This is a genomic window from Candidatus Magnetominusculus xianensis (genome assembly GCA_001541255.1).
Lineage (GTDB): Bacteria > Nitrospirota > Thermodesulfovibrionia > Thermodesulfovibrionales > Magnetobacteriaceae > Magnetominusculus > Magnetominusculus xianensis.
On record LNQR01000033.1, the window covers coordinates 35240 to 47816 of the forward strand.

Genomic DNA, 12577 nt, shown 5'->3' on the forward strand with positions numbered 1-12577 from the left:
GGTCAACTTCTGACCTGCCATAACAAACAAATCCAACCCCAATCTATTCAGAAACCCTCCTATATAGTTCATTATTTTACTCTACTCTACCATTTAATGATAACAACAATGCCGGTCAACCTTTACGTGCCGGGTTAATTATAGCGTTACATTATGAAGTAATTATGAAGGGAGACCTCCCATAGCTTATTATAATAATGATGGTATTTTAATGTAATAAGGCACATTTAGAAGCCGGAATTACACTTGTCTAAACACTGCTGAAACTGTTATGATGACCACTTGTGAACCTTTCTCAATTTAGAAAACCGAGCAGGTATATTGGTCGTGAAGTCAACATGGTCTGGAAATCTGGCTCACTTGTTAAGGCCGTTTTGTGTTTCCCGGACGTATATGACATCGGTATGTCCCATCTTGGGCTTAAGATATTGTATAAGATTATCAATGACATGCCGGGGTGTGCCGCAGAGAGGGCATTCTCACCATGGATTGATATGGAAGAATATCTGAAGAGGGAAGGACTGCCCCTTTGCTCTGTTGAAAGCAGTACGCCGCTTCATAAATTTGATGTTGTGGGGTTTAGTCTTCAGTATGAGCTTTCTTATCCAACGGTATTAAACATGCTCCACCTTGGTGGGATTCCCATAAGGGCAGAGGAGCGTGCAAACAACGATGCGATTGTGATTGCCGGTGGCCCGTGTACATTAAATCCATTTCCTGTACTCCCGTTTTTTGACGCGTTTGTCATCGGTGACGCCGAAGATGTGATTAAAGAAATAATGACCACGCTCCAAAGCCATAAACGTGAGGGTGACGCCAGGCGTGAGACCATATTAATGGCGCTTGCCGCCATTGACGGTGTATTTGTCCCCGCATATTCTGCAGGAATAGTAAGACGCCGCTACCTCGCAGATTTAAACACCGCCCCATACCCCTGTGCCCCAGTTGTGCCATACATGGAAGTAGTTCATGACAGAATAAACATCGAAATATCGCGCGGCTGCTCGTGCGGGTGCCGGTTCTGTCAGGCTGGGATTATTTACAGGCCGACGAGGGAGCGCGAGCCTTCTACGATTATGGGGATTGCTGAGGCCGCAGTTAAAGGTACAGGCTACAGTGAGATTTCATTTACGTCTCTTAACGCAGGCGACTACACGAGGCTTCCAGAGCTTCTTAGGCAGTGTAATAAAAAATTCGACGGCAAAAACGTGTCATTTTCTCTACCTTCAATGAGGATAAATTCCATAACCGAGGCAGTCCTGAAGGAGATAAAAACTGTAAAAAAATCTGGCTTTACCATTGCCCCTGAGGCCGCCTCCGCACGCCTTAGGAGTGTCATCAATAAGGATTTCAATGAGGACGACTATGAACGCACACTCCATACTATTTTCAGCCAGGGATGGCTCAATTTAAAGTTATATTTTATGATAGGCCTGCCTTCTGAGTCACAAGAAGACATTGAGGCCATCCCGGCAATGACACTGAAGTCTCTGAAGATGGCAAAGAGATTCACCACGCGGCACGTAAATATCAACATCGGGGTCTCCACTTTCGTACCCAAGGCTCATACCCCCTTTCAATGGTGCGGGCAGATACCGCTTAGTGAAATCATCGAAAAAAAACGATTCCTCATCAAGGCCATATCTAAAAAGGGGTTAAACTTCAAGGGACACAATGAGCAGATGAGCGTGCTGGAGGGATTTATTGCCAGGGCGGGAAGCCCTGCGGCCAGTATCATCGAGGCTGCGTGGAGGGCCGGGGCACGTCTTGATGCGTGGGGCGATGTGTTCAAATATGAACACTGGCAGGAGGCGATGGAAAAAACTGGTATCGATATTGCCTCAGAAGCAGCGGCATCATATGACCTGACCCACGAGTTTGAATGGAACAGAATCGACACGGGCGTTACGGTTGACTATCTGAAAAAGGAATATAAGAGGGCACTGGAGCCTGAGATGACCCATGACTGCCGCATAAGCTGCACAGCCTGCGGCCTGAAGTGCAAAAGTGCAGAGTTTTTGTGCAAAACCGAAGGTGTCTCAAGTGCTGGTAAGGTGGCACAATACGCGCAAACTGTTTTTAATCCGGTAAAGGTACGCGTGGTGTTTTCAAAGGCAGGGCATCTGCGCTATCTTTCTCATCTTGAGATGATGTCTGCGGTGCTGAAAGGGCTGCGGCGGGCACAGGTACCGCTTGTGTACTCGAAGGGGTTTCATCCGATGCCGTCGGTATCGTTTTCACCGGCGCTGGGTGTAGGGATTGAGGGATTGCGGGAGTGTTTTGATATGGAGGTTACACCGCCATTTGATATAATGAAATTCAAAGAGGTCATTGCGCGTGAGATACCATTCGATGTGACTGACATGTTTTTTATTGCTAAGGATACACCGGCCCTGGGGAGATTCGTTACGGCCTATGAGTATGAATTTGGGCTGCCTGAATCTGAGACGATTTCGGGGCTGAAAGATAAATTAAATTCAACTGAATTGCAATGGTTGACACCACTCTTAGGGAAATTTGATATAATCAATGGGAGACTTGTGATATTTGTGAAAGATACTAATGAAAAAAAGGTAAAGATTTCGGAGATAGCAGAGGCCCTGTCAGGGTTAAACGCAGTGGATGCAGATATTAAAAGGCTGGCCCTCTATGGATGGGTAAGCGGCGCTAATGGCGGCGGGAGCTGGCAGATGCCATGTGAGGCAAAGGCGGTGGGAATTGGCTAACGAGATAATAATAAATACGACGCTGGATGAGGTACGCGTAGGGGTGCTTGAGGGCGGGCAGCTTGTTGAGTTCTACGTGGAAAGAAAGAAAGAGGCAAGCCTTGTCGGAAACATATTTAAAGGAAAGGTAGTAAAGATACTGCCAGGGATGCAGTCGGCCTTTGTAGATATTGGGCTTGAGAAGGCAGCGTTTCTCTACGTAGCCGATATAAAGACAGAGGTAGAGGATTTTTCTGAGTTCATGGAAGATACCGATGTGCCTCTTGAGCTGCCCGGCAGACGTGCCAGAAGCGATCTAACAATAAGCGAACTAATTCAGGAAGGGCAGGAGGTCCTCGTCCAGGTCTCCAAAGACCCAATCGGGACAAAGGGCGCAAGGGGCACATCCTATATAACCATACCCGGCAGATACCTTGTTCTCATGCCGACAATAGAGCATGTGGGGATATCCAGACGCATAGTTAATGTCGAGGAGCGGCAGCGCCTGAGGGCAATTATAGATGAGATAAGACCAAAGGGCTACGGCCTTATCGTCAGGACTGCAAGCGAACACTCTGACCTTGAGGAACTAAGAAAGGATACCGAGTTTCTGCTTCTAATCTGGGACAATATTCAAAAGAAAAAGGAGAAGGTCTCAGCGCCATCGCTTCTTTACAGCGACCTTGACCTAACATTCAGAAGCGTGCGCGACCTGCTTAACGACGATGTTGAACGCCTTGTCATAGACAACAGGGATGAGTACGAGAATATCCTTGATTTCGTCAAGAACTTCTTCCCGAAACTGCTGAAAAAAATAGAGATATATGACCGCCGTGAGCCGATATTTGAGGCCTTCGGCATAGAGATAGACATATACAAGGGTTTGGACAGAAAGGTATGGCTAAAATCAGGCGGCTATATCGTGATAGACCAGACTGAGGCCATGACCGTAATAGACGTAAACACGGGCAAGTATGTCGGGAAAAAAGACCTTGAGGACACAATATTAAAGACAAACCTTGAGGCAGTCAAGGAGATTGCCTATCAGATAAGGCTGAGAAACCTTGGCGGCATAATCATAATAGATTTCATCGACATGGAGAATCTCGAAAACAGGGAAAAGCTCTACTCGGCCTTTGTAGAGACGATGAGGAAGGACAGAGCGAAAAACACCATATTCAATGTCTCAGAGATTGGGCTTATCCAGATGACGAGAAAGCGGATAAGGGAGAGCCTCGGCAGGACGCTCTGTGAAAGCTGCCCGATGTGTGAAGGCAAGGGTTTTGTGAAATCTCCAAAGACGATAAGCTATGAGATATTCAGGAGATTAAAGAAGATTCCACTGCACAAAGGCGCCAAGGTAATCATCTCGGCCAACCCCATAGTGGCAGATTACCTCTCGGACGAACAACGGGCCGGGCTTGAGGAGTTTGAGGTGACCTATGATATTGTCATCATAGTGAAGGCAGACTCAAGGTTCCACCGCGAGAAGATTGAAATAACGGTTATTTGATAAAATGCAAAGGCTTCAGGACAAGTACAAGGCACTGCTGACGTATTTAAAGGGACTTGAGGGTGTGGTACTGGCATACTCAGGCGGCGTTGACAGCACATTTTTACTAATGGCAGTGAGGGACTCAGGCATTGCTGCCCTTGCGGTAACGGCAGTCTCCCCATCGACGCCCTCGTCTGATTTGACTACCGCCCTTGATATGGTCAACTCCATATCAAGCGCCCATGAAATCATTCACACAGATGAGCTTAAAGATAAAAACTACACAAGCAATACCCCCGACAGATGCTTTTACTGTAAAAGTGAATTATTTAAAAAACTAAAGGCCATAGCAGAGGCTAAGGGCCTGCCCCATGTAATAGATGGAAGCAACGCCGACGACCTCGGCGACTACAGGCCGGGCCTGAGGGCAAAGGCAGGCTACGGCGTGAAAAGTCCGCTTGCTGAACTTGGTCTGACAAAGGCAGATATACGCGAATTATCCAGACTAAATGGTCTGAAGACCTGGGACAAGCCCTCATCCCCATGCCTTAGCTCAAGATTCCCCTACGGAGAGCAAATCACCGTAAATGCCCTGCACATGGTTGAACAGGCGGAGTTGACCTTAAATGAACTTGGCTTTAAAGCAATGCGGGTGAGAAAACATGGCGATATGGCACGTATAGAGCTTCCTGAAATGGATATAGAAAAGGCGGTCAGCCCTGAAATCAAAGAGACCATTATCAGAAGGCTCCGGGAAATCGGCTTTCTATATGTTACACTGGACATGGAGGGTTACCGCAGCGGAAGCCTCAACAGGGTGCTGCCGGTGTATCCCCTGCGAAAGACATATGAAGGATAATGAATTTAAGCGTCTGATTGACCTATGCGTAAAATGCGGCGGGTGCAAGACACAGTGTCCCACGTATTTTGCATGTAAGGAGGAGTCAGAGACCGCCCGCGGGCGCGTAAGGCTCTTACATGCCCTTGTTGAGGGGAAGGCCAAACCAACAAAAAGATTTAATGAAAAACTCAGGAGCTGTGTCCTCTGCGGCTCGTGTGCAAACTACTGCCCGCTGAATATAGACCTGATGGAGGTATTCTATCACGCGAGGACTCTGATAAAAGACCATGACACAACAATGTCCTTTGCGGGTTTTCTTAGTAAACTCGCATTCAAGAACACTGATTTAACCGTTAATCTGATAAAACCGTTTCAGAAATTGATTAATAACAAGCTTTCCAAAAGGAAATTAATACCAGCGAATGTCCGGTTTACAGAGAATCAGTTCAAAAAGACCGGCATTTTTATGGTCAAAAATAAGATTGGGCGTGTGGCGATATTTACGGGCTGCACGATAAAGCATGTATATCCGGAGCTGATGTTCTCGGCAGCCAGGGTATTTAATGCCCTGCGATATGAGGTGGTATTTCCAACAACGGAGGTGTGCTGCGGTGCGCCCTTTAGATCACTTGGCATGGAGTCAACGGCAGAGTCCTATGCGCAGAAAAACTATGAGACATTTAGTAAGCTAAAGGTTGACGCCATTATTTCGCTCTGCCCAACATGTATAGTTGCGTTGAAGAAACACTATCCCGTGTTAATCAATAAGGAACTTGAGAATGTCTATGATATATCGGATTTCCTGCGCGGCAAGATAGACATGGACATGATAGACAGCAGTGGCAGTCAGCGGCGTAAGACAGTGAACCTGAAGGCCGTGTTTCATGAATCCTGCCATCAGCGAAACGAACTGAAAAACGGTCACCGGACAAAGGAGCTGATAAACACACTGCGCCGTGAACAACAGGATAGCGCCGACCCCTTTGACATAGAGCTGCTTGAGCCGGACAAACAATCATGCTGCGGCTTCGGCGGTACATTCAGCGTATTTTTTAATGATATGTCAAACTACATACTCAACGACACGGTAAAAGAGCTGGACAAGACAAAGGCCGAGGCAGTAATCACCACATGCCCGAACTGCATATTCCAACTGAGCAAGGCGATTCAGGACAAGCCAATCTACCACTTAATAGAAATCATCGAAGAGGCCATAACCCCGCAGGTGTAAGTATTTGCAGAATAGGCCTGGAATAACACCCTTGTGATATAATAGATTATGAACAAATGCGATGAGCACTCAGATGAGAATGGGCAAGCGTGGGAGACCGTGCTATCGTCTATCTGCCGATTACAAGGCGTGTTACCAGAGGCAGTGCTTGTCGGTGGGACGGCCTCAGCGCTTTACGCGGGGCATCGTCTCTCGTATGACCACGATCATGTTTTGCCTGATCTGCGGGAGCGCTTCGATACTGTTCTGTCTGAACTGGAGGCGGTTTCGGGATGGGAGACGGCTCGTGTCAAGAGACCGGTATTAATACTTGGCTCTCTGGATGGGGTTGAGACGGGCGTGCGTCAATTGCGCCGAGCGCGGCCTTTAGAGACCACGATTATGTGTGTGGGCAGGCATGAAGTGGTTTTACCGGTATTGCCAGAAGTACTGCGCATAAAGGCGTTTCTCTGCCTGCAACGTAATGCAACGCGGGACTATCTCGATTTGGCCGCTTTGACGGCTCATATGGGCCTTGAAGCAGCCTGTGAAGCACTGTTAAGTATGGATGAACTATACCCACAAAAGGGCAGCGATGCTTGGGTTGTGCGTACTCAGTTGATAATGCAGCTTGCCTCGCCACCACCCTACGACCTCGACACATTAAACCTTTCTGAATACAAGGGTGTTCGTCCACCGTTTGACAGTTGGGGGTATGTCGCCGAGATGTGCGGCAGATTGTCTGATTGCCTGCTCAATGCCTGTGAGAAGGCGCTTGGGCAATCAAAGGAGCTTAAAATACATGAAACACCGCCACTTGAGTCATGATGGATTTACGATTGCGGCAATTGAGGACATTATTGCCAGAGGCCAACTACCCGACTGGGTACCGTTGATAAGAGCAATTCGTGCAGACCCCTACGGTGAGATTGCCATGAAAACAATCTCATTATGCGAACGCCCCCTATATGGCTCGCCAGTATTTCGCCGCGTCATCAACACCGCAAGACAGTCATAATCACCACATGCCAGAACTACATACAAGTGAGCAAGGCGATTCATGACGAGTCTATCGTAGCATATATTTTTTTTGAAAGTCTGAAAAAATGCTTGACAGATGCATTTAGATGTTGTACACTAAAACGGTTGTACGACATATATGATGTACAACACTAATGTTGCACATCATAGTCGTCATATATATGACGATATAATCTCTTTTAGGAGGTATTGTATTATGCTTAACCACGCTAATGACAAAGAAGGGCCGTCTTTTGTGATTGGAAATATCCCCAAAGGGCGCAATATGTGGGACAGAGACATTGAAATAGACAATATTTGGAAAACTTTAGAAAACGACAACGTGCTGCTTACCGCATGTCGCAGGTTTGGCAAGACGAGCATCATGAATAAGATGAAAGAAAATCCACAAGATGATTTTGTTTGTTTTATGTTTAATGTGCAAAGTATGGAAAGCCCCCATGATTTCACTGCCGCTCTTTTTGAAGAGATATGCGACGATGGAAAATTTGTTTCATTTATAAAAAAAGCTAAAAATATTACTCAAGAATTTCTTAATAGGCTTGAAAAATTGAAAATCTCCGTAGTAGACATTGAATTAAGAGAAAATAAATCTCCGGACTGGAGGGATATGACAAATAATTTTGTTAACGTTCTATCTGAATACAACGGGAAAATACTTTTTCTAGCCGACGAATTACCTGAGTTCATTCTTAATATAGCAAAACACCATTCTAAGGATATGGCAAATGATTTCCTCAACTGGTTTCGCACTGTTCGGCAGTCAAGTAAATTATCTAATATACGATGGCTTGTTGGCGGCTCAATTGGCATTGAACATGCGATAAAAAGGGTTGACGCCAAGGTCCACATAATTAATGACTTCACAATAGTAGTGTTGAAACCATTTAGTATTAAAGTTGGCAGGGATTATATAACGGCACTATTAAAAAAAGAGGGCAATTTCATAACTATACCGGCAACTATCATCGATAAAATCATGACCACAATCGGTGCCCCCGTGCCTTATTTCATTCAAATTCTTACAAAGGAAAGTCTTAACGCTATGAATGACGCGGGTAAAACTACTCTGACCGATGAAATCATAGAAGAGGCATATCATAAATATGTACTTGGTCCGTCAAGCAAGACTTATTTTCAGCATTATTATGACAGGCTCTCCGAATACTATGACCCGAACGACGAGAATATAGTCAAACGAATCCTTGCAGAGACGGCACGAAAGGGGATTATATCAAGAACTGAACTATTTAAACTGTATAAAATGATAGAGGTAAGACATCCCTCTGAAACGCGATCTAACGATATTATGTCCGACATACAGAATGACTTCTATGTTGAATATGACCACAAGACAGACAGCTATAACTTTTTAACAAATATCCTAAAAGACTGGTGGTTAAGATACCATAACATTATAGAGGAATAATAACATGAACCGACTATATGAATTCACTCCAGGATTGATGACTTCGGAAGTGCTCATCTCTATCTCTATGGGCAGAGACAGGGAGATTGCGCGTATTGAGAGCATCTTAGAGAATGCCTCAAGCGGCGGAGGGCTTTCAAACCCCATATTTATCGGGCCAAAGGGAATTGGCAAGACGCATATTCTTAACATTATTTACCGCTCAATTGCGGGCGATAGGAAAATGAATGAAAAGATTGCCCCACTTGCCGAGCGCTTTATACCTGTCTTATTTTCTGAGGAGGAATACGTAAGCGACATCACTAAATTTGTTTTAACTATACTGCGATATCTGCCTAACTCACCTGGCGGTAAGTCAATTTCCATTCCAAAAGAGCTTACTTATCCCACCCGAATAACTGAAAAAGAAAAGGCGGCGGCAGTTTCATTTTTAAAAACGTTCAAGGAGAAGACGGGGAAAATTCTGCTCTTATTTATAGACAATATAAACGATATAATAGGAAATTTTACCAGAGAAGACCAATCCGCCCTGAGAGACATTCTGATGACAACAGACGCTGTATTAATCATAGGGGCAGCACCCACACTCTTTGACGCCATTATTAATTACGACGAACCGTTTTATAACTTTTTTGAAACTATCAGGTTAAGTGATTTTTCATATAAAGAAACAACTGAACTGTTAAATCGTTTCGCCTCGATCGAGGGGAATGACGAGCTAAAGGAAACAATTAAAAAATCAAAATCTAAGATAAAAGCAATTCACGAACTCACCGGCGGCAATCCGCGTTTAATTCTGACACTAATTAAAATCATCGATGAGGGAGATGTTGCATCAGCTGAAGATATGCTGATAACACTTCTTGATAAGTTGTCGTCATATTTCAGGGAAAGAATGCGCGACCTAGCAAAACAACAAATGGAAATAATAGATATTATGGCGAGGGCGGAAACGCTTTTAACGCCGACAGAGATTGCTGCGGCGATACAATTACCAGTCAATACAGTGAATTCACAACTTACTAGACTGGAAAAAAATGGATATGTAAAGAACACGACGCCAAAAAGAAAAAGGACTGTTTTTTATGACATAAACGAAAGGCTGTTCAGCCTATGGCGTCAAATGAGAGTAGATGCAGGAAGAAAGCGCCTGAGTTTAATAGTCAGATTCTATGAGATATGGTTTTCAAAAGAGGAACTGCAATCACGCTTGGATGACACATTTATAGATATTTCAAATGAGTATCTTCTATATTTATTTGATATAACATTCATTAAAGAGACAATCAAAGGAAACGCAGCAAATGCCCACGATGCTTTACAAAAGATGCTTCAAGTTTTAACTATTACTTCTTTAAAAGATGAAATGCATAAATTTTTTATAAAATCACTTGCAGAAATAGCAAAAAGCAAAAAATATGATTTTCTAAGACTATCATTAGATGCAATAAAAAAGGCCGGTGAAGACGAATTATATGAATTATTAATGCCATTCGATATTATCGTAAGATTCCACGAGACTAAGAATGAGAATGTCATAGAGCGCCTCAAGCCGGAGGTGCGTACTATCGTCGATGCAATTATGAAAGAAATTGAAATGTCAACAGAAACCAACGCAGAGGCTATGCAAGCGACAACGAGGACATCATCGCGGTGACTGCAAAAATTTTAATAATTGAGGACGAGAAAAAAATCTCAGACATCGTCGTTGCATATTTAGAAAAAGATGGATTTACCGTAGATACTGCCGAAACCGGCAGCGACGGGCTAAAAAAACTGGCGAATCACCCTGACCTTGTCATTCTTGACCTTATGCTTCCTGATATGGATGGCGAGGATATTTGCAGAGCCATACGAGACAGCTCCGATGTGCCGGTAATTATGCTGACGGCAAAAAGCCGTGAACACGATAAACTCAGCGGTTTTACTGCCGGTGCCGATGACTACATCGTAAAACCCTTCAGCCCAAAGGAACTCGTCGCGCGCGTCAGGGCACGGCTTCGCAGGAAATTGAACGGCAGCTCCCATATATTGAGTTTTAACGAGGGAAGGCTGCTGATAGATACGCTAAAGCGCGAGGCTGTCCTCGACCAAAGGCCACTTGCGCTCACTCCGACGGAGTTTAAACTCCTGACGACCTTTATTAATAATATCCAAAGACCGCTGAACAGGGAACAGTTGATAACAGGAGTGCAGGGTTATGATTTTGACGGCACTGACAGGACAATCGATGCACATATAAAGAACCTGCGTCAAAAAATAGAAAAAGATACGCGCCGCCCCGAATTCATAAAGACAGTGTACGGCGTGGGTTATGTTTTCATTGCTGCAGCAGATGAGATATAAGATTGAGAAATAAGATTTTTCTTGCCTTCATTGCGGTAATCATAACTGCGCTTGTCTCTGGCTATATCTTTAAGTGGCTCATGTCCAGGGATTTCAATGACTATGTTGGGACGATGCAAAATCAGCACATCTACTGGGTCGTTGCCTCCCTTGAGGAAAGCCATAAAGACGGCGAATGGGACAACAGTGTTATGTTTGAGGCCGTACACTGGGCAACTATGCTGGGGTTTGACATCCAGGTGCTTGACGCATCGGGAGGCATAATCATGGACTCAGGCCAGGTCTATGATATGCTTCCACATGCAATGAGACACAGGATGATGGATATGCTGGAACATAACAAGGCAACAGGGCAGTATTTATTATATCCGCTTACAATTGGCGGGGTACAATTCGGGACGGTTAAGATACGCCCGGCCCAGGGGTATGTCGCAATTAAAGAGGAGTTATTTAAGAAACACGGCGCATATTTTATGCTCGTATCGCTTGGCGTTGCCGGTGGCGGGTCAGTACTGCTGGCATTTTTATTTACAAGGCTGCTGATAAATCCGGTTAAGCGGCTCAGAGAGGCGTCAGATAAAATTGCCAAAGGGGATTTAAAAGTTCGCTGCGCTGCAGGGTCAAACGACGAAGTCGGCGCACTTGCCGCATCATTTAATCAAATGGCCGCCGCCTTAGAGCGTGAAGATCTATTAAGAAAGCATGTGATGACTAACATCACCCACGAACTCAGAACCCCGCTTACAATAATGAAAGCCAATGTCGAGGCCGTTATTGACGGTGTTATCAACACCCCAGCAGAGGCCTTAAGAAATATCAATCAGGGTATCGACAGACTTACAGGTCTCGTAAAAGGGATCGAAGACATGGTAAAGGCAGAAGAGAATGTCCTGAGAAAATGTCACTATGAAGCGATAGTTCTGAGCGGGTTTATCTCGTCGCTGGCGGAGCCATTTTTGCAAGCCGCGGCACAAAAGGGGCTTTCAATCATTGTTGACATATCAGATTCGCTGCGTGTAACAACAGACCGTGAGAAGCTCGAAACGATATTAATCAATCTCATATCGAATGCCGTAAAGTTCACAATGTCGGGCGGAGTTGCCATCACTGGCGCACAAGAGGACGATGGGTTTAGTATATCAATAAAAGACAGCGGCTTGGGGATAACGGCAGAGGAGCAGGCGCTGATATTCGGGCGATTCTATAAAAAAGGGGCAGCCTCAGGCATGGGCATAGGACTTTCTATTGTAAAAGAACTGGTCAGCGTACTAAACGGCACTATAACGGTAGAGAGTGAAGTGGGAAAGGGAAGCATTTTTACTGTCAGGTTTATATCAACGAAAACAATTCTACTTTAGTTTGATTCGCCTGTGGGTTTAGGTTTTTGGGGAGGAGTGTTTTCCCCCTCCCCTTTATAGGCCGCTGTGTCTTACTTCGGTGCTGCGATTTCCCAGTTCAAATCTGAAAGCGTGGGCAGTGTTACCATGTCTGTTACGTAGACTCCGTTTAT

At 45.0% G+C, this 12577-nt stretch carries 10 protein-coding genes; all 10 read left to right on the top strand.

From position 1 onward, the window contains the following. The first annotated feature begins 284 nt into the window (after window positions 1-284). The 10 genes from ASN18_RS04935 (at window position 285) to ASN18_RS04975 (ending at window position 12425) form a co-directional block, all read left to right on the top strand. Window positions 285-2726: a TIGR03960 family B12-binding radical SAM protein gene (locus ASN18_RS04935; protein ID WP_085051621.1), complete on the top strand. Its 2442-nt coding sequence runs from the start codon at window positions 285-287 to the stop codon at window positions 2724-2726. Continuing rightward, window positions 2719-4218: an Rne/Rng family ribonuclease gene (locus tag ASN18_RS04940; protein ID WP_085051622.1), complete on the top strand. Its 1500-nt coding sequence runs from the start codon at window positions 2719-2721 to the stop codon at window positions 4216-4218. Before ASN18_RS04935 ends, ASN18_RS04940 begins: the two co-directional genes overlap by 8 nt. A 4-nt stretch (window positions 4219-4222) precedes the next feature. Continuing rightward, complete coding sequence (gene larE / locus ASN18_RS04945; RefSeq protein WP_085051624.1) at window positions 4223-5059, top strand: ATP-dependent sacrificial sulfur transferase LarE; 837 nt, start codon at window positions 4223-4225, stop codon at window positions 5057-5059. Next, the gene (locus tag ASN18_RS04950; RefSeq protein ID WP_236861527.1) at window positions 5049-6272 is read left to right on the top strand and encodes a (Fe-S)-binding protein; all 1224 of its coding nucleotides are present in this window, start codon (window positions 5049-5051) and stop codon (window positions 6270-6272) included. Before larE ends, ASN18_RS04950 begins: the two co-directional genes overlap by 11 nt. 48 nt (window positions 6273-6320) lie before the next feature. Beyond that, window positions 6321-7079 carry a hypothetical protein gene (locus tag ASN18_RS04955; protein WP_085051627.1) on the top strand — a complete coding sequence of 253 codons (759 nt, stop codon included), beginning with the start codon at window positions 6321-6323 and terminating at the stop codon, window positions 7077-7079. Continuing rightward, window positions 7054-7269 (top strand): hypothetical protein, encoded by a 216-nt coding sequence (locus ASN18_RS17060; protein ID WP_157072839.1) that lies wholly within the window; start codon window positions 7054-7056, stop codon window positions 7267-7269. Before ASN18_RS04955 ends, ASN18_RS17060 begins: the two co-directional genes overlap by 26 nt. Before the next feature lie 219 nt (window positions 7270-7488). Beyond that, on the top strand, window positions 7489-8721 hold the full coding sequence (locus ASN18_RS04960) for a hypothetical protein (protein ID WP_085051629.1): 1233 nt from the start codon (window positions 7489-7491) through the stop codon (window positions 8719-8721). 4 nt (window positions 8722-8725) lie between these two features. Continuing rightward, window positions 8726-10378 carry an ATP-binding protein gene (locus ASN18_RS04965; protein WP_085051631.1) on the top strand — a complete coding sequence of 551 codons (1653 nt, stop codon included), beginning with the start codon at window positions 8726-8728 and terminating at the stop codon, window positions 10376-10378. Then, window positions 10375-11067 carry a response regulator transcription factor gene (locus ASN18_RS04970; protein WP_085051633.1) on the top strand — a complete coding sequence of 231 codons (693 nt, stop codon included), beginning with the start codon at window positions 10375-10377 and terminating at the stop codon, window positions 11065-11067. Before ASN18_RS04965 ends, ASN18_RS04970 begins: the two co-directional genes overlap by 4 nt. A gap of 2 nt (window positions 11068-11069) precedes the next feature. Continuing rightward, on the top strand, window positions 11070-12425 hold the full coding sequence (locus ASN18_RS04975; RefSeq protein WP_085051634.1) for a sensor histidine kinase: 1356 nt from the start codon (window positions 11070-11072) through the stop codon (window positions 12423-12425). Window positions 12426-12577: the final 152 nt, after the last annotated feature.

Bases quoted from the DNA above. Each gene is read 5' to 3' on its own strand.
- ASN18_RS04960 (WP_085051629.1), top strand. From the start codon at position 7,489: ATGCTTAACCACGCTAATGACAAAGAAGGGCCGTCTTTTGTGATTGGA.
- larE (WP_085051624.1), top strand. From the start codon at position 4,223: ATGCAAAGGCTTCAGGACAAGTACAAGGCACTGCTGACGTATTTAAAG.
- ASN18_RS17060 (WP_157072839.1), top strand. From the start codon at position 7,054: ATGAAACACCGCCACTTGAGTCATGATGGATTTACGATTGCGGCAATT.
- ASN18_RS04950 (WP_236861527.1), top strand. From the start codon at position 5,049: ATGAAGGATAATGAATTTAAGCGTCTGATTGACCTATGCGTAAAATGC.
- ASN18_RS04965 (WP_085051631.1), top strand. From the start codon at position 8,726: ATGAACCGACTATATGAATTCACTCCAGGATTGATGACTTCGGAAGTG.
- ASN18_RS04955 (WP_085051627.1), top strand. From the start codon at position 6,321: ATGAACAAATGCGATGAGCACTCAGATGAGAATGGGCAAGCGTGGGAG.